This window comes from Mesorhizobium sp. P2_E7, from assembly GCF_056403855.1.
Window position 1 is genome coordinate 75,197 of the sequence record NZ_JBFUER010000005.1, and the last position, 24,303, is coordinate 99,499.

General features: G+C 63.5%; 21 protein-coding genes. 14 read left to right on the top strand and 7 right to left on the bottom strand.

Annotation, left to right across the window (positions count from 1 at the left end; genetic code table 11):
* Positions 1-43: 43 nt before the first annotated feature.
* Positions 44-2,323, bottom strand: coding sequence for an NADP-dependent malic enzyme (locus tag AC1DYC_RS23375; protein WP_477410174.1), 2,280 nt, complete (start codon positions 2,321-2,323; stop codon positions 44-46).
* Between the two features lie 255 nt (positions 2,324-2,578).
* On the opposite strand from AC1DYC_RS23375, the gene mutS reads away from it, so the two are divergent.
* The 3 genes from mutS to AC1DYC_RS23390 all read left to right on the top strand — a co-directional run bounded on the left by mutS (position 2,579) and on the right by AC1DYC_RS23390 (position 6,412).
* Positions 2,579-5,311, top strand: coding sequence for a DNA mismatch repair protein MutS (gene mutS / locus AC1DYC_RS23380; RefSeq protein WP_477410175.1), 2,733 nt, complete (start codon positions 2,579-2,581; stop codon positions 5,309-5,311).
* 74 nt (positions 5,312-5,385) lie between these two features.
* The gene (locus AC1DYC_RS23385) at positions 5,386-5,850 is read left to right on the top strand and encodes a nuclear transport factor 2 family protein (RefSeq protein WP_477410176.1); all 465 of its coding nucleotides are present in this window, start codon (positions 5,386-5,388) and stop codon (positions 5,848-5,850) included.
* A 7-nt stretch (positions 5,851-5,857) separates the two neighbouring features.
* Positions 5,858-6,412, top strand: coding sequence for a TetR/AcrR family transcriptional regulator (locus AC1DYC_RS23390; RefSeq protein ID WP_477410177.1), 555 nt, complete (start codon positions 5,858-5,860; stop codon positions 6,410-6,412).
* A 7-nt stretch (positions 6,413-6,419) separates the two neighbouring features.
* On the opposite strand, the gene AC1DYC_RS23395 is transcribed toward AC1DYC_RS23390, so the two are convergent.
* The 5 genes from AC1DYC_RS23395 to AC1DYC_RS23415 form a co-directional block, all read right to left on the bottom strand.
* Positions 6,420-7,229, bottom strand: coding sequence for an MBL fold metallo-hydrolase (locus AC1DYC_RS23395; protein ID WP_477410178.1), 810 nt, complete (start codon positions 7,227-7,229; stop codon positions 6,420-6,422).
* Position 7,230: 1 nt separating this feature from the next.
* Positions 7,231-8,076 (bottom strand): aldo/keto reductase, encoded by an 846-nt coding sequence (locus AC1DYC_RS23400; RefSeq protein ID WP_477410179.1) that lies wholly within the window; start codon positions 8,074-8,076, stop codon positions 7,231-7,233.
* A 98-nt stretch (positions 8,077-8,174) separates the two neighbouring features.
* Positions 8,175-8,954 carry a hypothetical protein gene (locus tag AC1DYC_RS23405; protein ID WP_477410180.1) on the bottom strand — a complete coding sequence of 260 codons (780 nt, stop codon included), beginning with the start codon at positions 8,952-8,954 and terminating at the stop codon, positions 8,175-8,177.
* Positions 8,955-9,106: 152 nt separating this feature from the next.
* Positions 9,107-9,499 carry a CopM family metallochaperone gene (copM, locus tag AC1DYC_RS23410; RefSeq protein ID WP_352582186.1) on the bottom strand — a complete coding sequence of 131 codons (393 nt, stop codon included), beginning with the start codon at positions 9,497-9,499 and terminating at the stop codon, positions 9,107-9,109.
* 43 nt (positions 9,500-9,542) lie between these two features.
* The gene (locus AC1DYC_RS23415; RefSeq protein WP_477410181.1) at positions 9,543-12,056 is read right to left on the bottom strand and encodes a heavy metal translocating P-type ATPase; all 2,514 of its coding nucleotides are present in this window, start codon (positions 12,054-12,056) and stop codon (positions 9,543-9,545) included.
* A 186-nt stretch (positions 12,057-12,242) separates the two neighbouring features.
* Between AC1DYC_RS23415 and AC1DYC_RS23420 the strand changes: the two genes are divergently transcribed.
* From AC1DYC_RS23420 to AC1DYC_RS23445, 6 genes are all read left to right on the top strand, one after another.
* Positions 12,243-13,085: a glycosyltransferase family 25 protein gene (locus AC1DYC_RS23420; protein ID WP_477410182.1), complete on the top strand. Its 843-nt coding sequence runs from the start codon at positions 12,243-12,245 to the stop codon at positions 13,083-13,085.
* A 33-nt stretch (positions 13,086-13,118) separates the two neighbouring features.
* Positions 13,119-15,914, top strand: a complete 2,796-nt coding sequence (locus AC1DYC_RS23425) for a [protein-PII] uridylyltransferase (RefSeq protein ID WP_477410183.1) — start codon at positions 13,119-13,121, stop codon at positions 15,912-15,914.
* 58 nt (positions 15,915-15,972) lie between these two features.
* Positions 15,973-17,580 (top strand): murein biosynthesis integral membrane protein MurJ, encoded by a 1,608-nt coding sequence (gene murJ, locus AC1DYC_RS23430; protein ID WP_477410184.1) that lies wholly within the window; start codon positions 15,973-15,975, stop codon positions 17,578-17,580.
* 114 nt (positions 17,581-17,694) lie between these two features.
* Entirely contained in the window at positions 17,695-18,762 is a 1,068-nt protein-coding gene (gene trpS, locus AC1DYC_RS23435) for a tryptophan--tRNA ligase (protein ID WP_477259171.1), read from the top strand.
* Between the two features lie 104 nt (positions 18,763-18,866).
* Complete coding sequence (locus AC1DYC_RS23440) at positions 18,867-19,358, top strand: universal stress protein (protein WP_023672856.1); 492 nt, start codon at positions 18,867-18,869, stop codon at positions 19,356-19,358.
* 187 nt (positions 19,359-19,545) lie between these two features.
* Positions 19,546-20,115, top strand: a complete 570-nt coding sequence (locus tag AC1DYC_RS23445; RefSeq protein WP_023685140.1) for a NifU family protein — start codon at positions 19,546-19,548, stop codon at positions 20,113-20,115.
* Positions 20,116-20,271: 156 nt separating this feature from the next.
* Here the strand turns inward: AC1DYC_RS23445 and AC1DYC_RS23450 are convergent, their stop codons facing one another.
* Complete coding sequence (locus AC1DYC_RS23450; RefSeq protein ID WP_477410185.1) at positions 20,272-20,889, bottom strand: L,D-transpeptidase; 618 nt, start codon at positions 20,887-20,889, stop codon at positions 20,272-20,274.
* Positions 20,890-21,128: 239 nt separating this feature from the next.
* Between AC1DYC_RS23450 and cueR the strand changes: the two genes are divergently transcribed.
* The 5 genes from cueR (at position 21,129) to AC1DYC_RS23475 (ending at position 24,264) form a co-directional block, all read left to right on the top strand.
* Complete coding sequence (gene cueR, locus AC1DYC_RS23455; protein WP_477410186.1) at positions 21,129-21,548, top strand: Cu(I)-responsive transcriptional regulator; 420 nt, start codon at positions 21,129-21,131, stop codon at positions 21,546-21,548.
* 425 nt (positions 21,549-21,973) lie between these two features.
* Positions 21,974-22,423, top strand: coding sequence for an antibiotic biosynthesis monooxygenase family protein (locus AC1DYC_RS23460; RefSeq protein WP_477410187.1), 450 nt, complete (start codon positions 21,974-21,976; stop codon positions 22,421-22,423).
* Positions 22,424-22,450: 27 nt separating this feature from the next.
* Positions 22,451-22,750 carry a hypothetical protein gene (locus AC1DYC_RS23465; RefSeq protein WP_477410188.1) on the top strand — a complete coding sequence of 100 codons (300 nt, stop codon included), beginning with the start codon at positions 22,451-22,453 and terminating at the stop codon, positions 22,748-22,750.
* 94 nt (positions 22,751-22,844) lie between these two features.
* Entirely contained in the window at positions 22,845-23,345 is a 501-nt protein-coding gene (locus tag AC1DYC_RS23470; RefSeq protein WP_477328911.1) for an MmcB family DNA repair protein, read from the top strand.
* 172 nt (positions 23,346-23,517) lie between these two features.
* Positions 23,518-24,264 carry an SDR family NAD(P)-dependent oxidoreductase gene (locus AC1DYC_RS23475; protein WP_477410189.1) on the top strand — a complete coding sequence of 249 codons (747 nt, stop codon included), beginning with the start codon at positions 23,518-23,520 and terminating at the stop codon, positions 24,262-24,264.
* The last annotated feature ends 39 nt before the right edge of the window (positions 24,265-24,303 follow it).

The window sequence follows — 24,303 nt, forward strand, 5'->3', positions numbered from 1 at the left end:
CTGCCCAAGCAAGAAAAAGACAGTCTGCGGCGCGGACCGCTCGTCAAGCCCCCGCCGTATAGGCCGCGATTGCCGCCATGTTGACGATGTCTGAGTCCTTGGCGTTCAGCGAAACGATCTGGACCGGCTTGTTGAGGCCGACCAGCAGTGGGCCGATGACGGTGGAGCCGCCGAGTTCCTGCAGCATCTTGGTCGAGATCGAGGCCGAGTGGAACGCCGGCATGATCAGCACATTGGCCGGGCCGGTCAGCCGGATGAACGGATATTGCGCCATGGCGCGCGCGTTGAGCGCGACGTCGGCGGCCATTTCGCCGTCATATTCGAAATCGACGCGGCGCTTGTCGAGGATGCGCACCGCCTCCTGGACCCGCTCTGAGCGCTCGCCCTGCGGATGGCCGAAGGTGGAATAGGCGAGCATGGCGAGCCGCGGCTCATAACCCATGCGGCGGGCAAAGCCGGCCGCCTCCTCGGCGATGTCGGCGATCTGCTCGGCATTGGGCATGTCGTGCACGGCGGTGTCGGCGACGAGCACGGTCTTGCCACGCGCCAGCACGATCGACACGCCGATGACGCGGTGACCGGGCTTGGCGTCGATGATGCGGCGGATGTCGTCGAGCGCGGTCGAGTAATTGCGGGTGACACCGGTGACGATGCCGTCGGCATCGCCCAGCGCCACCATGCAGGCGGCAAAATGGTTGCGGTCGTTGTTGATCAGCCGCTGGCAGTCGCGGAACAGGAAGCCTTTGCGCTGCATGCGCTCATAGAGAAAGTCGGTGTAGATGCCGTTGCGGCGCGACAGGCGGGCATTGATAATCTCGATGCCCTGCTTGTTGAGGTCGATGCCGGCGTGCCTGGCGTTCTCCTTGATGATGTCGTCGCGGCCGAGCAGGATTGCGGTGCCAAGCTTCTGGTTCACATAGGAGACGGCGGCGCGCATCACCTGTTCCTCCTCGCCCTCGGCGAAGACGATGCGCTTGGGCTGGCGGCGGACGCGGTCGTAGATGCGCTGCAAAGTGGACGCAATCGGGTCTCGGCGAGCGGAAAGCTCCTGCGCGTAGCGGTCGAGATCCAGGATCGGCTTGCGGGCGACGCCTGACTCCATCGCCGCCTTCGCCACCGCCAGCGGAATGGCCGAAATCAGGCGCGGATCGAACGGCACCGGGATGATGTAGTTGGGGCCGAATTTCGGCCGGTTGCCCTGATAGGCGGCGGCGACGTCGTCCGGCACGTCCTTGCGCGCCAGCTCGGCCAGTGCCCGGGCTGCGGCGATCTTCATGTCGTCATTGATGGTGGTGGCCCTGACATCCAGCGCGCCGCGGAAGATGTAGGGGAAGCCCAGCACATTGTTGACCTGGTTCGGATAGTCGGAACGCCCGGTGGCCATGATGGCGTCGGTGCGGATCTCGGCTACTTCCTCCGGCGTGATCTCCGGATCGGGATTGGCCATGGCGAAGATGATCGGGTTCTTGGCCATCGACTGCACCATCTTGGTGGTCAGTGCGCCCTTGGCCGAAAGTCCGAGAAAGACATCGGCGCCATCCAGCGCCTCGGCCAGGCTGCGCGTGTCGGTCTTGACCGCATGCGCCGATTTCCACTGGTTCATGCCCTCGGTGCGGCCCTGGAAGACCACGCCCTTGGTGTCGCACAGGATGATGTTTTCCGGCGCAAAGCCCATCGCCTTCATCAGCTCGATGCAGGCGATGCCGGCGGCACCCGCGCCGTTGCAGACCATTTTCGTGGTCTTCATGTCGCGGCCGGTGATCTCCAGCGCGTTGATCAGTCCGGCGGCGGAGATGATGGCGGTGCCGTGCTGGTCGTCGTGGAAGACCGGGATGTCCATCAGTTCGCGCAGCCGCTGCTCGATGATGAAGCATTCCGGCGCCTTGATGTCTTCGAGGTTGATGCCGCCGAAGGACGGCCCGAGGAAACGCACGCAATTGATGAATTCGTCGGCATCCTCGGTGTCGACCTCGAGATCGATGGAATCGACATCGGCGAAGCGCTTGAACAGCACCGCCTTGCCCTCCATGACCGGCTTGGAGGCCAATGCGCCGAGATTGCCGAGGCCGAGAATTGCGGTGCCGTTGGAGATAACGGCGACCATGTTGCCGCGCGTCGTGTAATCGAAGGCGCGGCTGGGGTCCTCGGCGATGGCCAGGACCGGAACCGCGACGCCAGGCGAATAGGCGAGGCTCAAATCGCGCTGCGTCGCCATCGGCTTGGTGGCGACGACCTCCAGCTTGCCGGGGCGGCCCATGGCGTGGAACTCCAGCGCCTCCTGGGCGCTGACGGACGGGCCGCTGTTTTCGGTTTTCTTGGCCATGATGCTTTTGATTTCCTCGCCGGTGCCGGACCCTTGAGACGGGTGCGTGTTTTTGACCTTCCGGATTAAGGCTACACGCCAGCGCTGTAAACCGCCAAGCGATCTTCACACCCGGCCGCGCTAAATCTCGAACTCGGGCAAGGTCAGGTTGGCGGGGGCACAGACTCGCCGCAAGCCGTCATTGATGCCAAGTCGTCCCCTGTTTTCGAAGCAGCCGGCATTAAACCGCCCGGCCACATCTGCTAGCGTGCCGGCATGAACATGCACACTTCAGCAGAAACCGACGCCCCCGAGGTGACACCGCCTGCGCCTGCCCCCGGCAGCGTCACGCCGATGATGGAGCAGTATATCGAGATCAAGGCGGCGAACCCGGATTCGCTCTTGTTCTATCGCATGGGCGATTTCTACGAGCTGTTCTTCGACGATGCCGAGAAGGCGAGCCGGGCGCTGGGCATCGTGCTGACCAAGCGCGGCAAGCATCAGGGCCACGACATTCCGATGTGCGGCGTGCCGGTGCATGCGGCCGACGACTATCTGCAGAAGCTGATCGGCCAGGGTTTCCGCGTTGCCGTCTGCGAACAGATCGAGGACCCGGCGGAAGCCAGGAAACGCGGCGGCAAATCGGTGGTGCGCCGCGACGTGGTGCGGCTGGTGACGCCGGGCACCATCACCGAGGACAAATTGCTGGCGCCGTCGGAATCAAGCTTCCTGATGGCGCTGGGACGGGTGAAGGGCGGCAGCAGCGATCACGCCTTTGCATTGGCCTGGATCGAGATCTCGACTGGTGTCTTCCGTGTCGCCGAAACCACGGCCGACCGGCTGCTGGCGGATGTCTTCCGCGTCGACCCGCGCGAGCTGATCGTCGCCGAGCCGGTGTTTTACGATCCCGAGCTGAAGCCTATCTTCGACGTCATCGGCCGTGTCGCCAGTCCGCAGCCGCCTTCGCTGTTCGATTCGGCCTCGGCGGCGGGCAGGATCGCCCGTTTCTTCGACGTGGCGACACCCGACAGTTTCGGCGCCTTCTCGCGCGCCGAACTGTCGGCGATCTCCGGCGCCATCGCCTATGTCGAGAAGACGCAGAAGGCCGAGCGGCCGCCTTTGTCGCGCCCCGAGCGCGAGGAGCAGGGATCGACGCTGTTCATCGATCCGGCGACGCGCGGCAATCTGGAGCTGTTGCGCACGCTGTCGGGCAGCCGCGACGGCTCGCTGTTCAAGGCGATCGACCGCACGGTGACCGGCGGCGGCGCAAGGCTCTTGGCCGACCGGTTGATGGCGCCGCTGACCGATCCGGCGGCGATTGCGGCCAGGCTCGATTCGGTGTCATTTTTTCGCGCCGAGACACGGCTCTGCCAGGCGGTGCGGTCAAGCCTGAAGAGCGTCGCCGACATGCCGCGCGCGCTGTCGCGGCTGGCGCTCAACCGCGGCGGCCCGCGCGACCTCGGCGCGCTGCGCGCCGGTTTCGAGGCGGCGGCCACCATCGCTGACCTGTTCGGGACGACGGCCCTGCCCACAGAGCTGGCCGCAGCGCTGGCGGCGGTGGAGGCGCTGCCGCGCGCGCTGGCTGAGCATCTGTCGCAGGCGCTTGGCGACGAACTGCCCCTGCTCCGGCGCGATGGCGGCTTCGTGCGCGGCGGCTACCATGCCGAACTCGACGAAATGCGGGCGCTGCGCGATGAATCACGCAAGGTGATCGCCGGGCTGGAGCGCTCGCTGATCGACGAGACCGGAATCCGCTCGCTGAAAATCCGGCACAACAATGTGCTGGGTTACTACATCGAGGTGACCGCCAACCACCATTCGATCATGACCGGCAGCGACGGCGCCAAGGCGCGCTTCATCCACCGCCAGACTATGGCCAACGCCATGCGTTTCACCACGACCGAGCTTGCCGAACTCGAGACCAAGATCGCCAACGCCGCCGACCGGGCGCTGAGCATCGAGCTTGCCGCTTTCGACACGCTGACGGCTGAAGCGGTGGGCGAGGCGCAGGCGATTCGCGCCGGCGCCGATGCGCTCGCCGTGCTCGACGTCTCCGCCGCCCTTGCGCTCCTCTCGGAGAGCGAAGCCTGGTGCCGGCCGCTGGTCGATGCCAGCCTTGCCTTCGATATTTCGGGCGGGCGGCATCCGGTGGTGGAACAGGCGCTGCGGCGTTCTGGCGAAGGGCCGTTCGTCGCCAATGATTGCGATCTGTCGCCGCAAGGCGGCGCCAGGGCCGGCGCCATCTGGCTGCTGACCGGCCCAAACATGGGCGGTAAATCGACGTTCCTGCGGCAAAACGCGCTGATCGCAATCCTGGCGCAGACCGGCTCGTTCGTGCCGGCGACATCGGCCCATATCGGTGTCGTCGACCGGCTGTTCTCGCGCGTCGGCGCCTCGGACGATCTGGCGCGCGGCCGCTCGACCTTCATGGTCGAGATGGTCGAGACGGCGGCGATCCTCAACCAGGCCGGCGAGCGCGCGCTGGTGATCCTGGACGAGATCGGCCGCGGCACCGCCACGTTCGACGGCCTGTCGATCGCCTGGGCGGCGGTCGAGTACCTGCACGAGAAGAACCGCTGCCGGGCGATCTTTGCCACCCACTTCCACGAGATGACGGCGCTCGCCGGCAAACTGCTGCGCCTCTCCAACGTCACCATGCGGGTCAAGGAGTGGGAGGGCGACGTGGTCTTCCTGCACGAGGTCGGCAAGGGTGCCGCCGACCGCTCCTATGGCGTCCAGGTGGCCCGGCTTGCCGGCCTGCCGGAAGCGGTGGTCGGGCGCGCCAAAGAGGTGCTGCACCAGCTCGAGGAAGGCGAAGTCTCAGGCAAGGCCAACCGGCTGGTAGACGATCTGCCGCTGTTTTCTGTGGCGGTGAAGCGGGAAGCGCCGAAGCCCGTGAAGAGCGATGCATTGGGCGCAGCCCTCGGCGAGATCAACCCGGATGAGATGACGCCGCGCGAGGCACTGGAAGCGCTCTACCGGCTGAAGGGGCTGGCGGGAAAACGGTAGCCCAATTCCAGACTTGACCCGACTGTACCAAACGGTACAATACTCGCCATCGCCTGACGATGGGAGAAAATACGATGAGCCGTCCACCGCTGCCGCCCTTCACCGCCGAGACCGCCGCACAGAAGGCGCGTATGGCCGAGGACGCCTGGAACAGCCGTGACCCGGAGCGGGTTTCGCTCGCCTATACCGAGGACAGCACCTGGCGCAATCGCGCCGAATTCGTCTCAGGCAGAAGTGAGATCGTCGGCTTCCTCACGCGCAAATGGGCGCGCGAGCTCGAGTACCGGCTGATCAAGGAGGTCTGGACCTGGAACGAGAACCGCATTGCCGTGCGCTTTGCCTATGAATGGCGTGACGACAGCGGCCACTGGTTCCGCTCCTACGGCAATGAGAATTGGGAGTTCGACACCGCCGGATTGATGCGCCGGCGGGTCGCCAGCATCAACGACCTGCCGATCACTGAGGCCGAGCGCAAATATCACTGGCCGCTCGGCCGTCGGCCCGACGATCATCCGGGCCTTACCGAACTCGGACTGTAAGGCACTTATGCGCAGGATTGCGCCCGATCGTGGCGATTTGCTCTCCATCATCGGAGAGGTCTTTCGCGAGCATGGCTATGAGGGCGCCAGCCTGGCGCTGATCGGCGCGGCGACAGGCTTAGGCAAAGGCAGCCTCTATCACTTCTTTCCCGGCGGGAAGGAGGAGATGGCAGCGGCTGTGATTGCCCACATAGACGGCTGGTTCGAGGAGAATGTCTTCGTGCCGCTGCAGGACAAAGGTGATCCGCAAGCCGGCATTGAGCGCATGCTGGAGGCAACCGACAGCTATTTCCGCTCCGGCCGACGTGTCTGCCTGATCGGCGCCTTTGCGCTGGACGAGTCTCGCGACCTTTTTGCCAAGGCAATCAAAAGCTATTTCGGCCGCTGGGTGGCGCATCTTGCCGAGGCGCTGACCCGCACCGGCCACAGCCCGGCCAAGGCGGGAGAACTCGCCGAAGAGACGGTCGGCGCCATCCAGGGTGCACTCACGCTAGCACGCGCCTTCGATGACGCGGCGGTATTTTCGCGCGCGCTGCAACGAGCGCGGGCGGCGCTCGGCTGATCCAGTTCTACAGAGGTTCGAAGCGGAAGGCCGTCTCAGTTCGAAAAACCCGGCCGACGCCCGGTGAATCGAGATGCGCGCCGGCGACGTAGCAGTCGTTGTTGGCCGCAAGCGCAAGGATCTGCAGCCGGCTTACCCTCGCCTGTTCCTGGTCGGCGTCGAACTCCCATGCGATGTCAGGCCGATCGAACTGAAGCGATGGCACATGCACGATGTCGCCCCAGATCAACAGTGTTTCGCCCCCGCTCACAACGCGAAAGCAGGTGTGGCCGACTTCATGGCCAGGCGTGGCGAGCGTGTCGATGTCAGTGCTGAGGCGCTGTCCAGCGTCGAAAGGCTGGGCGCGACCGTGGAAGCGTTCCAGCCTCGCCACCTCGCGAAACATGCCGAGCTCTCCTCGCGGGACCAGCAGGTGAGCGAGCTGCGGGAAGCCGTCGCTACCATCGGCAAGGATCAGCCCGTGGATGTGGTCGAGATGGGTGTGGGTGAAGGCAACGGTCCGTATCCGGTCGACGGCGAGCTTCGCCTCGCGCAGCGCCTCGGGCAGATGCCCCATTGTCGGGTGCCAGGCGTTCGAGGAGCCGGTGTCGATCAGCGTGATGTCGTTGCCGTCGTCGATGGCAAAGGCGTTGACCGATAGCCTGAGCGCGCCGCCGACGAGAGGCACCTGCGAGGGCAGGTCATCGCCGAACGGCCGGTCTCCTGGCTGGCGCAACCGCCTGACTGGCATGTCGACATAACCGTCGCGCAGCGACGTGACCGTGATATCGCCGATCTTGTACGCCGTGTGACGAGGCCCAGTCGAAATCCGTTCCAATCTAGATCATCTCCAGCCCGCGCTTGCGGGTCGGCGGCGGGAAGGCGCGGTCGAGCTCGGTGAAATCCTCAGCTGTCAGCTTGATGTCGAGCGCGGCGACATTGAGGCGGACATGGTCCTGGCTGCTGGCTTTCGGAATGGCGATGACGCCTGGTTGTGCAATCACCCAGGCCAGCGCGATCTGCGCTGCGGTGGCGTTGTGGCGTGCGGCAATGGTTTCCAGCCTGGCATTGCGCGCCAGCGCGCCCTGCTCGACCGGCGAATAAGCCATCAGCGGAATACCGCGCTGCTTGCTCCATGGCGCAAGGTCGAATTCCGGGCCGCGCCGCGACAGATTGTAGAGCACCTGGTTGGTCTGGACATGATCTCCGGACGACAGCCCGGTCAGGTCCTCCATCTCGTCGGTGTCGAAATTGCTGACGCCCCAATGGCGGATCTTGCCGGCCTTCTTCAACGCCTCGAAAGCGTTGACCGTTTCAGCCAAAGGCACGCTGCCCGGCCAATGCAGGAGATAGAGATCGATGCGGTCGGTGCGCAGGCGCTTCAGGCTGTTTTCGCAGGCCCGCGCCACGCCGGCGCGCGAGGCATTGGACGGCAGCACCTTGGAGACAAGAAACAGCTCGTCGCGGCGTCCGGCTATGGCCTCGGCCACCACTTCCTCGGCGCCGCCGCTGGCATACATTTCGGCGGTGTCGATCAGCGTCATGCCGAGGTCCAGCCCGAGCTTCAGGGCATTGACCTCGCCGGCACGGCGGCGGGAATCCTCGCCCATCTTCCACGTGCCCTGGCCCAGCACCTGGACGGCTTCTCCCGAGGGCAGCGTGGTGGTTCTGATTTTAGATGACATGGCCAGCTCCGTGTGAAGGTAGATCGCGGCATAGCCGCGGCGGGAAATCCAGACTGAAGCTCCTCGTCTTCGTCCGGGCGATTGTTCGACAAAGCCGGCTATGCGGCGGATGCGGTTGAACGGTGGAGGATCAGATAGACCACTCCACTTACCATCGCACTCGCGAGTGCCGCCGCTGAATAGGTGACAGCAATGCCAAGGTTGTCCAGCCAGACTGCCACCACGGCGAAGAACGCGGCAAACGAAAACGAGCCAGTGATCACCCCTCGAACAAGATTTGATGCGGCACCCGGTCCCATCTGATGGTGAGTAAAAACGCTCAGGATCAGAACGAAAACCGGAAATGGCGCAAGCAGGCCGCTTAGCTTTGCGCCGACATGCCCTGTCAAGAAAGTGATCAGAAGCACGAAGGCAGCTGATACCAGCATCCGCAGAGTGAGATCAAAACGGATCGTAACCTTTGCAGCGGCGTCAATGTTCACAGGCTTCAATATGGCCATGAAAAGCAAGATCGCTGCCAGAAGCGACCCCAATCCGGATGCGACAGTCCATTCGAATTCATTCCAGATCAATGTCGCTGCAAAAAACGCGCCTGCGCTGCACAGAACGGTCATGGCCACATTGAGCCGCTTTGCCAGCAGCGCATAGGTAAAACAGAAGATGCAGGTCGAAACCTGGCCGACGAAATTTGCCACCGCTGCGTGCTGCGCAAACGAAGCGCCATGCTCCAGCGCCGTAAAGACAGAGATCGGTCCCGTTATCAGCGGAACGCCCATAAGCATTCCGCCTACAGCGGGGCCGTATTTGCGGCTCAGCAGCGTAAGGCAAAGGATAAGAACCGGCGCAGTGGCAAGCTTAAAGGCCAGGATCACGGGCAAGATGGCAACTGCCTGGCACTATCCATCATTCGGGCCCTCTTGCCACATTTCTTCGACGCCTCGACCGTCTTGACGACATGCCGGAGTCGTCGCCGGCACTATAGCGAGCGACAGACATCCGGAAAGGATATTCCGCCGCGGCCGCCGATACCCTACTTCACCGGATGGGCGGCGAGCCAGCCCTGCATCTGCTTGATCTCGGCTTCCTGGGCAGCGATGACGCCTTCGGCCAGCTTGCGGATCTCCGGATCCTTGCCATTGGCGAGTTCCACCTTGGCCATGTCGATCGCGCCCTGATGATGCGGGATCATGCCGCGCACGAAATCGACATCGGCATTGCCGGAATATTCGGAGGCCATCATGTCGGCATGCATCTTGTCCATCGCCGCCTTGTAGCCTTCGGTCGACGGACTGGTCGCGTCTGTCGCCATCGCGCCCATGTCATGTTTCATCTCCTCGGACTGCGCCGGAACGCTTTCGAGGAAAACGGCAAGCAGCATTCCCGCCGCCATCAGCAAAAGCACGATCTTTTTAGCCAAGGTCATCCATGATCTCCTGTTGATTGGATTTCGTATTTGGGGGTTGAGTTCAGAGTTTCAATGTCCTCAGCCGCAATGCGTTGGCGATCACCGAAACCGAAGACAGGCTCATCGCCGCCGCCGCCAGCATCGGCGACAACAACGTGCCGGTGAGCGGATAGAGCACGCCGGCGGCGACCGGCACGCCGAGCACATTGTAGAGGAAGGCGAAGAACAGGTTCTGGCGGATATTGCGGATCGTCGCCTGGGCCAGCGTTCGCGCCCTGACGATGCCGTTGAGATCGCCCTTGACCAGCGTAATGCCTGCGCTTTCGACCGCGACATCGGCGCCGGTGCCCATGGCGATGCCGACATCGGCGGCGGCCAAGGCCGGCGCATCGTTGACGCCGTCGCCGGCCATGGCGACGCCCGCACCTTTGCCGCGCAATTCCTCGACCAAGGCAGCCTTTTGTTCTGGCAGCAGGCCGGCGCGCACTTCGTCGATGCCGAGGCTTTTGGCGATGGCGCGTGCCGTGCGCTCATTGTCGCCGGTCGCCATGATGATCCTCAAGCCTCTGTCGTGCAGCGCCCTGATCGCCTCTGCCGTGGTCGCCTTGACCGGATCCGCGACAGCGACGATGCCGGCCAGCTTTTTGTCCACCGCAACGAACATCGCGGTCTTGCCCTCGGCCTGCAGGGATTCGGCTTTGGCCGACAGGGACGCGATGTCGATGGCGAGATCAGCCATCATGGCGGCGTTGCCGAGCGCAACCTTCCTGCCCGAAATCGTGCCGGAGACGCCCTTGCCGGTGACGGCTTCGAAGCCGCTGGCCTCTTCGGCCGTCAGGCTGCGTTCGCCGGCTCCGCCGACAATGGCCTCGGCCAGCGGATGCTCCGAGCCTTTCTCCAGGCCGGCGGCGAGCGTCAGCAATTCATTCTCCGACAAGCCTTCCGAAGCGATCACGTCAGTTAGCCGAGGCCGGCCTTCGGTCAATGTGCCGGTCTTGTCGACGATCAGCGTGTCGACCGAAGCAAAGCGCTCGAGTGCTGCCGCTTCCTTGATCAGCACGCCGGCGTGCGCCCCGCGCCCGGTCGCGGTCATGATCGACATCGGCGTCGCCAGGCCGAGTGCACAGGGACAGGCGATGATCAGCACCGAGACCGCCGAGACGATGGCGAAGATCAGGCTGGGCTCGGGGCCAAAGACCGCCCAGGCGGCAAAGGCGGCAAGCGCGACCAGCACGACGGCAGGCACGAAGTAGAAGGAGACGCGGTCGGCCAACCCTTGAATCGGCGCACGCGAGCGCTGCGCCTTGGCCACCAGTTCGACGATGCGCGAAAGCGTGGTCTCGGCGCCGACCTTCTCGGCGCGCATGATCAGCGAACCGTTCTTGTTGAGCGTGCCGCCGGTCAAGGCATCGCCCTCGGTCTTTTCTACCGGCAGCGGCTCGCCCGAGATCATCGATTCGTCGACCGAGGAGCGACCCTCAAGCACGATGCCGTCGACCGGCACGGCATCGCCCGGACGGATGCGCAGCCGGTCGCCGGCCTTGACCGCATCGAGCGGCACGTCGGTCTCGGAACCATCCGCGCCGAGCAGCCGCGCCGTCTTCGGCGCCAAGTCGAGAAGCGCGCGGATGGCCGAGCCGGTCTTTTCGCGCGCCCGCAATTCGAGGACCTGGCCGAGGAACACCAACGCGACGATGACGGCAGCGGCCTCGAAATAGACCGGCACCGCGCCGCCATGCCCGCGGAACTGATGCGGAAAGATGTCCGGAAACAGCGTAGCGAAGACGCTGTAGAGATAGGCAGCACCCACGCCGAGCGAAATCAGCGTCCACATGTTGGGGCTGCGGTTGACCAGTGAATCCCATCCGCGATGGAAGAACGGGAAGGCTGCCCACAGCACCACCGGACTGGCCAGCGCCAGTTCCAGCCAGGCCATCGTGCGCTCGTCGACAAAGGCCTGGAAGGTCAGGCCGAGCATCGGCGCCATGGCGACGATCAGCAGCGGCACGGACAGCACCGCGCTGACCCAGAGGCGCCTGGTGAAGTCGACCAGTTCGGGGTTCGGGCCCTCGTCGCCGGTTGGGACACCCATCGGCTCCAGCGCCATGCCACAGATCGGGCAAGAGCCGGGCTTGTCCCTGATCACCTCGGGATGCATCGGGCAGGTGTATTGCGTGCCTTTCGGCATTGGCGACGGCGCCGGCCTGTCGCCGAGATATTTTTGCGGCTCAGCCTCGAACTTCGCCTGGCAGCCGGCCGAGCAGAAATAGAAACCCTGACCTTCGTGGCGGAAAAAATGCTTCCCAGTGGCGCGGTCGACGCTCATGCCGCAGACAGGGTCGGTGGCGGTCAGGTATTTTTCAGGCGCAGCGACGAATTTCGTGCGGCAGCCCTCGCTGCAGAAGTGAAAGAGACGGCCGCCATGTTCGGCCGTCGGCTTGCCTGCGGCCGGATCGACGCTCATGCCGCAGACCGGGTCGCGCACCACCGCCTCGGCGGCCGGCGCAGCCGCCTTTGCCGTACAGCAGCTGCCATCGGCAGCATGCGCGTGGTGGTGATGCTCGGAATGCGCCATCGAACAAATGCCTTCATGTCTGTCTGGATGCGGAGGTAGTGCTTCCAGTAACTGGAAGGTCAAGGGGCGATTTCGACTTTTCGATCATGGCCGCCACCTGACGGCATCGAGGGAAAATCGCTTACGCAATTTCTTTCCTATGTTATGGACCCGACCACCCGCATCCACTGCATCGATCCCACCTGAATGAAATGCCTGGTTATCAATCTCGATCGGTCCCGCGACCGCCTCGCCCACGTGTCGGCCGAGTTCGCCCGCATTGGCATCGCCTTTGAACGGGTCGTCGCCATCGACGCGCGCGATCGGCCGGATCTGGCCGAAATGCCGCAGGGCAAGAAGCAGTTGCGTATGGCCGACGGCGAGATCGCCTGCCTGCTCAGCCATAAACAATGCTGGTCGATCATTGCGGCAGGCGATGACGCCTATGGCGCCATCTTCGAGGACGATGTCGTCTTCGCTGACAATGCCGGCGCTTTGCTTGCCGATGTGGACTGGATTCCCGCCGACGCGGACATCGTCAAGCTGGAAACATTCTTCAATCGAACCGTGATTTCACGCAAGCAGATTGCCTGTGGCCACGGTTTTTCTGCGAGCAGGCTGTACGCCGTCCATATCGGCACGGCCGGCTACATCCTGTCGAGACAGGCCGCCCGAGACCTCATCGAGGCAACGAATGACATTGCCATTCCCGTCGATCAGCTCGTCTTCAATCCGCGTTTTGCGACCTCGTCCCGCGACGTCATTTATCAGCTTGTGCCGGCTTTGTGCCTGCAGGCTCAGTTCCTTGGCGGCGGACCAGTGCAGTTGCCGAGCCTGCTCAAGCAGGAGCGCGAAGAGGAATGGGCCGCAAGCGGGATGGCTGAACGGCGCCACAAGCCGATCACCGCCAAGGTCAAGATCGAGACCAGGCGGCTGGCGCGGCAGATCATCGATCTCTTCCGGCTCCGGCAGGAGAAGGTCATTCCGTTCGAGTATCGCGGCCGGCGCGTCCGTCGGCCCCATACACAGCGCCGTGAAAACGCGCTATAGACGCCGCCGAAAGGCGAGGCCAACCGGTAACTTATGGCAAAAATCTCCCTCAAACTCGACGAGCTGATCGACGGCGACGCCCTGCGCCGCGAGATGACGGCGCTGACCTCGGCCGGCAACGGCGCCGAGCCCGGGGCGCGCGTCGGCGCGCTCCGGCTGCTCAAGGGTCGGCTGACCGAGGGCCGCAAGGTCGCCGAGCGCATGCTGATGGACGATGGCAGCGGTACGGCTTGCGCCGCCCGGCTGTCGCATCTCATGGACGAGATCATCCGCGCCCTTTACGACTTCGCGGCGACCCATGTCTATCGGGTGAAAAACCCATCGACCGCCGAGCGCATGGCCGTCGTTGCCGTCGGCGGCTATGGCCGCGGCACGCTGGCGCCGGGTTCCGACATCGACCTGTTGTTCCTGCTGCCCTACAAGCAGACGCCTTGGGGCGAGCAGATCGTCGAATACATGCTCTATATGCTGTGGGACCTCGGGCTGAAGGTCGGCCACGCCACCCGCAACATCGACGAGTGCCTGAGGCTGTCGCGCAGCGACATCACCATCCGCACCTCGATCCTGGAGGCCCGGTTCCTGTGGGGCGAGCAAAAGCTCTTTGACGAATTGTTGACCCGCTTCGACCATGAAGTGGTGCGCACCACCGGACCGGAATATGTGCAGGCCAAGCTCGCCGAGCGCGACGAGCGCCACGCCAAGGCCGGCGAAAGCCGCTATCTGGTCGAGCCCAACGTCAAGGACGGCAAGGGCGGCCTGCGCGATTTGCAGACGCTGTTCTGGATCGCCAAATATTTTTATCGCGTACGCACTGGCGAGGAATTGGTCGACAAGGCTGTTTTCACCGAAGCCGAATACAGGGAATTCCTCAAGGCCGAGGACTTTCTGTGGGCAGTGCGCTGCCACATGCATTTCCTCACCGGCAAGCCCGAGGAGCGGCTGCATTTCGACATCCAGCGCGAAATCGCCGAGCGTCTCGGTTACACCACCCATCCCGGCCTGTCGGCGGTCGAGCGCTTCATGAAGCACTATTTTCTCGTCGCCAAGGATGTCGGCGACCTCACCCGCATCTTCTGCGCCGCGCTCGAGGAAGAGCAGGCCAAGCACGTTCCGGGCTTCAACCGCATCTTCCTCACCTTCCAGCGCCGCAAGCGCAAGCTGGCCGGCACCTCTGATTTCATCGTCGACAACCATCGCATCAACGTCGCCGACGACACGGTGTTCGAGCGCGACCCGGTCAATCTGCTCAGGCTGTTCTGGTTCGCCGACAAGCACGGGCTGGAGTTCCATCCCGATGCGCTGAAGCTGCTCACCCGTTCGCTCGGCCTCGTCAACAAGTCGCTGCGGCGCGACGAAGAGGCCAACCGGCTGTTCCTCGACATCCTGACCTCGGACCGCAATGCCGAGCTCAACCTGCGGCGCATGAACGAGGCCGGCCTGCTCGGCAAGCTGATCCCCGACTTCGGCAAGATCGTCGCCATGATGCAGTTCTCGATGTACCACCACTACACGGTGGACGAGCACCTGATCCGCTGCATCGGCGTGCTGGCCGAAATCGAGCGTGGCGACGGCGAGAAGGTGCATCCGCTGTCGCATACGCTGATGCCGGGGCTGAAGAAGAGCCGCGAGGCACTCTACGTCGCCGTGCTCTTGCATGACATCGCCAAGGGCCGGCCTGAGGATCACTCCGAGGCCGGCGCCCGGATCGCGCGGCGTATCTGCCCGCATATGGGGCTGTCGGCCGCCGACACCGAGACCGTCGCCTGGCTGGTCGAGAACCATCTGGTGATGTCGATGACGGCGCAGACCCGCGACCTCAACGACCGCAAGACGATCGAGGATTTCGCCGCGATCGTGCAGTCGGTCGAGCGGTTGAAGATGCTGCTGATCCTCACCGTGTGCGACATCAGAGGCGTCGGACCGGGCGTCTGGAATGGCTGGAAAGGCCAGCTCCTGCGCACGCTCTACTACGAGACCGAACTGTTGTTGACCGGCGGCTTTTCGGAAGTGTCGCGCGCCCAGCGCACGGCGGCATCACGCGAGCGTCTGGCCGAGGCGCTGGCCGACTGGCCGGACAAGGCGCGCAAGCGCTATGTCGGCCTGCACTATGAGAATTACCTGTTGACCGTCGATCTCGCCGACCAGCTGCGCCATGCCGAATTCATCCGCGAGGCGGACGTGGCGGGCAAGAAGCTCGCCACAGTGGTCAGGACCCACCAGTTCGAGGCAGTGACCGAGATCACCGTCCTGGCGCAGGATCATCCGCGCCTGCTTTCGGTCATTGCCGGCGCCTGTGCAGGAGCCGGCGGCAACATTGTCGACGCGCAGATCTTCACCACGTCCGACGGCCGCGCCCTGGACATCATCCTGATTTCCAGAGAGTTCGACCGCGACGAGGACGAGCGCCGCCGCGCCGAGCGCGTCGGCCGGCTGATCGAGGACGTGCTGTCGGGCAAGAGCTGGCTGCCGGAAATGATCGAGAAGCGCACCCGGCCGCGGCGCGGCGCCAAGGTGTTCAAAATTCCGCCGCGCGCCGAAATCCGCAACACGCTGTCGAACCGGTTTTCGGTGATCGAGGTCGAGGGGCTCGACCGGCCCGGCCTGTTGTCGGAGATCACCAGTGCGTTGTCCGACCTGTCGCTCGACATCGCCTCGGCCCACATCACCACCTTCGGCGAGAAGGTCATCGATACTTTCTATGTCACCGACCTGACCGGACAGAAGATCGACAGCCCGGCGCGCACCGCCGCCATCCGCACCAGGCTGATCGCCGCACTCGAGGGCATTGCCCCGGAGCGCGGTGGCAAGGCCAAGGCGGCGGCTGAGTGACCATCACTTTGTCCCAATCACCCCCTTTTTCCCAATCATCCAGGCAATCTCCCCGCGCATGAGCCTCGTCAAGAAATTCGCCACGGTTGCGTCCGGCACGCTGATGAGCCGCGCGCTCGGCTTTGGCCGCGAGATGCTGATGGCGGCTGCACTCGGTACCGGACCGGTGGCGGACGCCTTCAACGCCGCCTTTCAGTTTCCCAACACGTTTCGCCGGCTGTTTGCCGAAGGCGCCTTCAACGCCGCCTTCGTGCCGCTGTTTGCCAAGGAGATCGAGACGCACGGCACCGACGGCGCCAAGCGCTTTTCGGAGGAAGTGTTCGGCGTGCTGTTCTCGGCGCTGCTGGCGCTGACCATCATCATGGAACTGGCGATGCCGCTGATCGTGCGCTATCTGGTGGCGCCGGGGTTTGCCGACACGCCGGGCAAGTTCGAGACCACCGTCCTGCTTGCGACGATCATGTTCCCGTATCTCATCTGCATGTCGCTGGCGGCGATGATGGCCGGCATGCTGAATTCGCTGCGCCGCTATTTCGCGGCAGCCGTCGCACCCGCCTTCCTCAACATCATCCTGATCAGCGTGCTCGGTTATGCCTGGTACCACGGCATGGATGCGCGCGAAGTCGGCTTCAGCCTGTCCTGGGGCGTGCTGGCGGCCGGACTGGTGCAGCTCGCCATCGTCTGGATCGCGGTGCGCAATGCCGGCATCGCGATCGGTTTTCGCCGGCCGAAGATGACGCCCAACGTCAAGCGGCTGCTGATCCTGGCGCTGCCGGCGGCGATCACTGGCGGCATCACGCAGATCAACCAGCTGATCGGCACGGCGATCGCCTCGGCGCAGGATAGCGCAGTGTCCTCTCTGGCTTACGCCGACCGCATCTACCAGCTGCCGCTCGGCGTCGTCGGCGTCGCGGTGGCGATCGTGCTGTTGCCGGAACTGTCGCGGGCGCTGAAGTCGGGCAATCTGGTCGAGGCGGCCAATCTGCAGAACCGCTCGGTCGAGTTTACGCTGTTCATGACCTTGCCGGCGGCGGCGGCCCTGTGGGTAATGTCGGAGCCAATCGTGCGGCTGGTCTATGAGCGCGGCGCCTTTGCCGCCAACGGCTCGACACCGACGGTGGCGGCGATCCTGGCGATCTTCGGCCTCGGCCTGCCCGCCTTCGTACTGATCAAGGCCTTCACCCCCGGCTATTTCGCCCGCGAGGACACGCGCACGCCGATGATGTTCGCCGCCATTTCGGTCGGCGTGAACGTCGCGACCGCGCTGACGCTGTTTCCCAGGATGGGCGCGCCCGGCATCGCGGTGGCCTCGGCCGTGGCAGGTTGGGTCAATGCAATGATGCTGCTTGCTGTCCTGATCCGACGCGGCCATTGGGGCCGCGATGTGCCGCTGTTGAAGCGTATTCCCCGGCTGGTGCTGTCGGCGGTGGTGATGGCGGCAGCGCTCTATTTCGCCGAACACTGGCTGGCCGTCAGGCTCGGCCCCGGCTCGCCACTGGTGATCAAGGCGACGACGCTTTTGGCGCTGGTCGCCGGCGGGGCGCTGCTCTATTTCGTCACCGCCTTTGCCACCGGCGGCGCCGATTTCGGCATGATCCGCCGGAATGTGAAACGCGGATCTGGCAAGGCAACCCCACCCGCCGCAAACACCGAACTGGACGAGTAGTCGGGGCAGCCCGACGGCGCCGGTCTTGATCGCAAGGCCGCTCTCGTCCATAAGCGTGCCGTCGAAAGACTTTCGCCGCGCGCGAAACGGCCCTCCACAAGCCATGAGGACATCATGACCGCCTTCAAACAGCTCGTCTTTTCCGGCGTCCAGCCGACCGGCAATCTGCATCTCGGCAACTATCTCGGCGCCATCAAGAAATTCGTCGCCCTGCAAGACACGTCCGACTGCATCTATTGCGTCGTCGACCTGCATTCGCTGACGGCACAGCTCGTCCATGACGATCTCGCCGACCAGACCCGTTCGATCACCGCCGCCTTCCTCGCCTCCGGCATCGACCCGACGAAGCACATCGTCTTCAACCAGTCGCGGGTGATGCAGCATGCCGAGCTTGCCTGGATCTTCAACTGCGTGGCGCGCATCGGCTGGATGAACAAGATGACGCAGTTCAAGGACAAGGCCGGCAAGGACCGCGAGAATGCTTCGCTCGGCCTGCTCGCCTACCCTTCGCTGATGGCGGCCGACATCCTGCTCTACCGCGCCACCCATGTGCCGGTGGGCGAGGACCAAAAGCAGCATCTGGAGCTGACCCGCGACATCGCGCAAAAGTTCAACAACGACTTTTCGAGCCGCATCGCCAGCCTTGGCGTCGGCGTCGAGATGCAGGTTGGCGAAGAGACGGTGAACGGCTTCTTCCCGATCACCGAACCGGTGATCGGCGGCCCGGCGGCGCGCATCATGAGCCTGCGCGACGGCTCGAAGAAAATGTCGAAGTCGGACCCGTCCGACCTGTCGCGCATCAACTTGACCGACGATGCCGACACCATCTCGAAGAAGATTCGCAAGGCCAAGACCGATCCCGAGGCCTTGCCGAGCGAGGTCGACGGTTTGGAAAGCCGACCCGAGGCGGAAAACCTGGTCGGCATCTATGCCGGGCTTGCCGAGATGTCGAAGGCCGACGTACTCAAGGAGTTCGGCGGCCAGCAGTTTTCGGTGTTCAAACCGGCGCTGGCCGACCTTGCCGTGGAAAAACTGGCGCCGATCGCCGGCGAGATGCGCCGCATCGAGGGCGACCGCGCCTATGTCGATGCGGTGCTTAAGGACGGCGGCGAACGCGCCGGCGTGCTGGCCGAGACCACCATGAAGACGGTGCGCGACATTATCGGCCTGCTGCAAGGCTGATCTGCATCGCCTGTGCACCGCACCATACTGGCACAAGGCCGGCCGCTTGCGGCCGGCCGGCGCGGGTGGCAGATTGCGGCCGAATTGGCATCGAGTAGATAGACATGGTCTCCAAACGCCTCAGTCGCGAAGCCGGCCATCGCAGGAAATTCCTGACGATCATCGACGACACGCCGGAGTGCGAACGCGCCGTCGCCTACGCCTCGAAGCGGGCGCAGAGCACCAGTGGTACGCTGGTGTTGCTCTACATCATCACACCGGACGATTTCCAGCACTGGCTGGGTGTCGAGAAGATCATGCGCGAGGAGGCCAATGCCACGGCGCGCGCTGCGCTCGACGGCTATGCCAACAAGGTGCGCCAGAAGCTTGGCATAGAGCCCGAAATGGTGGTGCGCGAAGGCAAGCCGACCGAGGAGATCCACAAGCTGATCGAGGAAGACCAGGACATCGCCATCCTTGTGCTGGCGGCAGGCGCCGGCAAGGAAGGGCCCGGACCGCTGGTCGGCGCCGTGGCCGGCAAGGGCGCTGCCTTCCCTATTCCGGTCACAGTGGTGCCGCAGAATTTGTCGGACGAGGAGATCGACAGCCTCGCCTGAGGTGAGCTGATATTCAGGTGAGGCCGGCCTGACCTGAATCTCAACGCACCTCGGTTTGCGGTAAGGGCCAGCAAAAACATTCCGCCAGCCAGCCCTTTGAGCGATGCGTTTCGCTTGAATGTCCAGCCGATTGAGCCTATTTAGAATTATTCCAAACTAGCTGCCCGACTGGGGCACGGAGACGGCCATGTTCATCCAGACCGAATCGACGCCGAACCCGGCAACGTTGAAATTCCTGCCCGGCAAGGAAGTGCTTGTTGAAGGCACCGCCGATTTCCGCGATGCCGACAGTGCAGCCAGCGCCTCGCCGCTGGCCGGCCGGCTGTTCGAGATCCCCGGCGTCACCGGCGTCTTCTTCGGCTATGACTTCATCACCGTGACCAAGGACGGCCCCGACTGGCAGCATCTGAAGCCGGCGATCCTCGGTGCCATCATGGAACATTTCATGTCGGGCGCGCCGGTCATGGTCAACGCCGGCCCCGCCGCCGAGACCAGCCAGACCGGCGAATTCTACGACAAGGCCGACGAGCAACTGGTCATCACCATCAAGGAACTGCTCGACACCAGGGTGCGTCCGGCGGTTGCCCAGGATGGCGGCGACATCACCTTCCGCGGCTTCGAGAACGGCACAGTGTTCCTGCACATGAAGGGCGCCTGCGCCGGCTGCCCGTCGTCGACGGCGACGCTGAAGCACGGCATCCAGAACCTGCTTCGGCATTTCGTGCCGGAAGTGCAGCAGGTCGAGCAGGTCTCGTAGGACCTTCCCCATCGGACTTAAAACAAAAAACCGGGCCAAATTGCCCGGTTTTCTGTTTGGGACGTCCGTTGTTGCCTAGACGGTCCGCGTCATAAAACTCTTTAGTTGACCATGATCTTTCCCGAAAACCGGTATCCACTTTTCGGGATCATGGTCTCACATCACGATCACCTTGGCGCCGACCGACGTGCGGTCGTAGAGGTCGATGATGTCCTGGTTCATCAGCCGGATGCAGCCCGACGACATCGCCTTGCCGATCGAATTCCATTCCGGGCTGCCATGCAGGCGATAGCCCATGTCGCCGCCCTTGTTGAACAGGTACATGGCGCGCGCGCCGAGCGGATTCTTCAGGCCGGGCTCCATGCCGCCGGCAAACTTGGCCAGTTCGGGCTGGCGCTGGATCATCTGCCGCGGCGGGGTCCAGGTCGGCCATTCGCGCTTCAGCGCGATGTGGGCGGTGCCGTGCCATTCAAAACCTTCGCGGCCGACGCCGATGCCGTAGCGGATCGCCCGGCCGTCGCCTTCGACGAAGTAGAGAAACTTGTTCTGGGTATCGACGACAATGGTGCCGGGTCTTTCCGAGGTGTCGTAGTTCACCTCTTGCCGGTGGTACTTCAGCGGCACTTTCTCGATCGGGATGCGCGGAAGCTGATAGCCTGCATCGTTCACCGAACCGTAGTTGTTGCTGAAGAGCTGCGAGCCGATCGTGCTGCAACCCGAGATCGCGGTCGACAACGCAAGTGCAGCGACGATTGCAAATGACTTCATGCGCATGAAATGGTCCGATGCCCCGCCCAGAATCGAGCGGCACGTTGCGGCCGCTTTTCCTGAAATCATTCTTGCTGGCATTTGCTTTGCTTGCCAAGCACGCGATGCCTATATGCAAGGGCTTACATGCCGGTAAGCCATCAACTATGGCAATTCGGCAACAGGGGTCACAGGATTGTGAAGGAAAATCAATGGGCGGTCCTGTCGGATAGCCCAGAATCAGGGAACCACATCGAGGAACCATTATGAATGTTGGCGATGCCGCGGCGCGGTCCGGCCTGCCGGCCAAGACCATTCGCTACTATGAAGAGATCGGCCTGATCGCACCGGCGCGCGCCGGCAATGGCTATCGCGATTATTCCGGCGACGACATCCACCGGCTGGCCTTTCTGCGGCGTGCCCGCAACCTCGGCTTTTCAATCGACGATTGCCGCCAGTTGATGGCGCTCTACCGCGATCGCAGCCGCGCCAGCCACGACGTGCGCGAGATCGCCGCCGCGCATGTCAGCGCCATCGAGGAGAAGGTGCGCGAGCTGCAGTCGATGCGCGCGACGCTGCAGAAGCTGATCCACGCCTGCCATGGTGATGACCGGCCGGACTGCCCGATTTTGGATGATATTGCGGGATCGGCGTTGGGAGACAGGCCGGCTTCGGCCACGGTTTGAAAGGCTGCGCCGGAATGGACTGGCGCCGACGCGCACGAAATCCTCCAAAGGTCTAACATCTCATTTGGCTAAAATACGGAACGTCCAATGGACAAGACCGGAACCAAAGCGGTTACATCAGACCTTCGTCCTCACGGCGCAAGACCTTAGTCCTGCCGTCTTATTGGATAAGAACGGAAGTTGACCGGCACGACATAGGGCCGCTGCGGATCAATACCAGACTGCACCCAGACGAATATGGTGCGATCGCGTAAGGGGCCGGGATCAAGCCGTCACTCCAGGGTGACCCAGCCCTAATACGAGGTGTTTCTGGAGATGGCTCGGCAGCTTGAGGCCGACAATGAAAAGTCAGCCGTCGACGCTAGTGAGCAAACTGGCGAAAGCGCCGCCGGACCCTAAAAACAAGCCGAAGGGACGAAGGCACAATGAGCGTCGTCAGCGGTGTGCTCGACGGGCCGGCATTTGATTTGACTCGCAAATTTCTAGGCAAGGAGTACGATTCCCCGGCGATGCTAGCGGGTATCCCCATGGTGATAGCTGTCGTCTCGGAATTGTGGCCTTACCCAGAGCGGCGCGCGGAATACGAGGCGTTGGCGAAGGAAATACGCCCGCTACTTGAAGCTATTGATGGCTTCATATCGGCAGAGCGGTTTGAGAGTTCCACAGAGCCAGGAAAGTACCTGTCCTTCTCACTCTGGCGCGACGAAGCTGCGTTGGCGCGCTGGCGCAATCTCGAAGAACATCGCGTGATTATGGCTAAGGGCCGTGGCGGCATACTCCGCGACTATCACATACGGGCGACCAGCGTCCTTTGGGATTATAGTTTGGAAAACCGCACAGAGGCGCCTGCGGACTCTCGCGCATTGTATGGCTAGGCGCTCCCCAGCCGTAGAGGGACTAGAATGTGGGGTCTGCTCTGGGAGTTCTATGCGACGCCCGAATGCTTTGAGATTCGACTCTTTCGGTTGCTGCCGTTCTATCGGCTGAAAACGACGAACATCGTCGCTGCACACGTCATCGAAGGTCGTTTCAATTTCGCCGCTATCTTGAATCTAGGCTCGCATCCTTGGAATACCATCAGCATCGTCAATCGCTGGCCTCGAAGGTTGGTCTTAGTCGAAAAGCGGTGGTGGCCCCGGTTCCCAGCGATCACGCCGAAAAACCCGGATGAGTTCGCAGCGATGCTAACCCACAAGGTCTAGCGCTGGGACGCTCTGTGGCTTGTGTTCGCAAAGTACACAATCGCCTTCCAAAAACAGGTTCAAACCGTGAACAAAATCTGGCATGGTGGCTGCCATGCCGATCATTTCGCCGATTCCCCTCAATCCCCTGATCGACGGCCGCCAGTCGGAACGCGCCATGCTGGTGCGGCGGGGCGTGCAGCGGCTGTTGATGCAGATGGGCATGCATGTGCTGCCTGAACTGTCGCTGGCCACAGGCCGGCGCGCCGATCTGGTGGCGCTGACCCGGCAAGGCGACATCTGGATCATCGAGATCAAATCCTCGATCGAGGATTTTCGCGTCGACCGCAAATGGCCTGATTACCGGCTGCATTCGGACCGCTTCTTCTTCGCCACGCATCCGGGCGTGCCCTCGGAAATCTTCCCCGAGGAATGCGGCTTCATCCTTTCCGACGGCTACGGCGCCGAGATCCTGCGCGATGCGCCGGAGCACCGCATGGCGGCGGCAACGCGCAAGGCGCTGATGTTGCGCATTGCGCGGGCGGGTGCGGCGCGGCTGCTGGCGGCGGAACTTGCCGGGGTGGCGGTGCCGGCGCTGGAGGGGGAGAGCGAATAGCAGTGCGCCGGGCCAACGGCGCGTCGCCGCTGGTGCCCGACCATTGTTTCGTGCGGGGGCCGCCGATCCATTGAGAGAATTTTTTGACCTGCACCGATGATTTCCGCTCACCTCGGCTGTCCTGATCAGTAGGCGCGTTGGATGGTCCGGCGGCCGGAAAGAGAGGTGGTCCATGGGATCGTTGCAAGGTCAGAATGTCGTCGTCATCGGAGGCAGCCGGGGTGTCGGCCGCTCGATCGTGCAGGCCGCGCTTGGCGAGGGCGCGACAGTGCTCGCCGTTGCTCGCGGTGCAGCCGCGCTGAAGGATCTCTCCTGGGAGACATCAGGTGTGAAGACGCTTGCGCTCGACGCCACCGACGAGACCGCACCCGATGCGGTTTTCGCCGCGCTCGAGCCGGACGTGCTGGTGATCTGCGCCGGCGCCCTTGCCCCGTCCGCGCCCGTCCAGGATCAGAGCTGGGAGGACTTCTCGGTGAACTGGGAAATGGACGTCAAGGCGTCGTTCCTGTTCTGCAAGGCCGCACTCCAGGGCCGGTTGAAGGCGGGGAGCCGGGTTGTGCTGATCTCCAGCGGCGCAGCCTTCAGCGGCGGACCGCCGTTCTCCGGCGGGTATGCAGGCGCAAAACGCATGCAGATGTTCCTGGCCGGTCATTGCCAAAAGGAATCGGATCGGCTTGGACTGAACCTGCGCTTTATGGCGCTCGCACCGGCTCGCATCATGCCAGGGACCGGCATAGGCGATGCCGGGCTCGATGGCTTTGCGGCCTATTTGGGCATCCGGCCTGCAGATGTCCTTGCCAGCATGACCGACTTGCAGACGCCGGCCGATGTCGGCCGCGCGGTGGTCGCGCTCGCCACCGGCAAATCGGAAGGCAGCTCCTTCACCGTTAGCGGCAGCGGACTTGCGGCGGCGGCGTGAGGCGCGCACGGTGGCAGGCAGCTTCAGCACCGCAGGCTC

Coding starts and splice junctions, on each gene's coding strand:
- AC1DYC_RS23375 (WP_477410174.1), bottom strand. CDS start 2,323: ATGGCCAAGAAAACCGAAAACAGCGGCCCGTCCGTCAGCGCCCAGGAG.
- mutS (WP_477410175.1), top strand. CDS start 2,579: ATGAACATGCACACTTCAGCAGAAACCGACGCCCCCGAGGTGACACCG.
- AC1DYC_RS23385 (WP_477410176.1), top strand. CDS start 5,386: ATGAGCCGTCCACCGCTGCCGCCCTTCACCGCCGAGACCGCCGCACAG.
- AC1DYC_RS23390 (WP_477410177.1), top strand. CDS start 5,858: ATGCGCAGGATTGCGCCCGATCGTGGCGATTTGCTCTCCATCATCGGA.
- AC1DYC_RS23400 (WP_477410179.1), bottom strand. CDS start 8,076: ATGTCATCTAAAATCAGAACCACCACGCTGCCCTCGGGAGAAGCCGTC.
- copM (WP_352582186.1), bottom strand. CDS start 9,499: ATGACCTTGGCTAAAAAGATCGTGCTTTTGCTGATGGCGGCGGGAATG.
- AC1DYC_RS23415 (WP_477410181.1), bottom strand. CDS start 12,056: ATGGCGCATTCCGAGCATCACCACCACGCGCATGCTGCCGATGGCAGC.
- AC1DYC_RS23420 (WP_477410182.1), top strand. CDS start 12,243: ATGAAATGCCTGGTTATCAATCTCGATCGGTCCCGCGACCGCCTCGCC.
- AC1DYC_RS23425 (WP_477410183.1), top strand. CDS start 13,119: ATGGCAAAAATCTCCCTCAAACTCGACGAGCTGATCGACGGCGACGCC.
- murJ (WP_477410184.1), top strand. CDS start 15,973: ATGAGCCTCGTCAAGAAATTCGCCACGGTTGCGTCCGGCACGCTGATG.
- trpS (WP_477259171.1), top strand. CDS start 17,695: ATGACCGCCTTCAAACAGCTCGTCTTTTCCGGCGTCCAGCCGACCGGC.
- AC1DYC_RS23440 (WP_023672856.1), top strand. CDS start 18,867: ATGGTCTCCAAACGCCTCAGTCGCGAAGCCGGCCATCGCAGGAAATTC.
- AC1DYC_RS23445 (WP_023685140.1), top strand. CDS start 19,546: ATGTTCATCCAGACCGAATCGACGCCGAACCCGGCAACGTTGAAATTC.
- AC1DYC_RS23450 (WP_477410185.1), bottom strand. CDS start 20,889: ATGCGCATGAAGTCATTTGCAATCGTCGCTGCACTTGCGTTGTCGACC.
- cueR (WP_477410186.1), top strand. CDS start 21,129: ATGAATGTTGGCGATGCCGCGGCGCGGTCCGGCCTGCCGGCCAAGACC.
- AC1DYC_RS23460 (WP_477410187.1), top strand. CDS start 21,974: ATGAGCGTCGTCAGCGGTGTGCTCGACGGGCCGGCATTTGATTTGACT.
- AC1DYC_RS23465 (WP_477410188.1), top strand. CDS start 22,451: ATGTGGGGTCTGCTCTGGGAGTTCTATGCGACGCCCGAATGCTTTGAG.
- AC1DYC_RS23470 (WP_477328911.1), top strand. CDS start 22,845: ATGCCGATCATTTCGCCGATTCCCCTCAATCCCCTGATCGACGGCCGC.
- AC1DYC_RS23475 (WP_477410189.1), top strand. CDS start 23,518: ATGGGATCGTTGCAAGGTCAGAATGTCGTCGTCATCGGAGGCAGCCGG.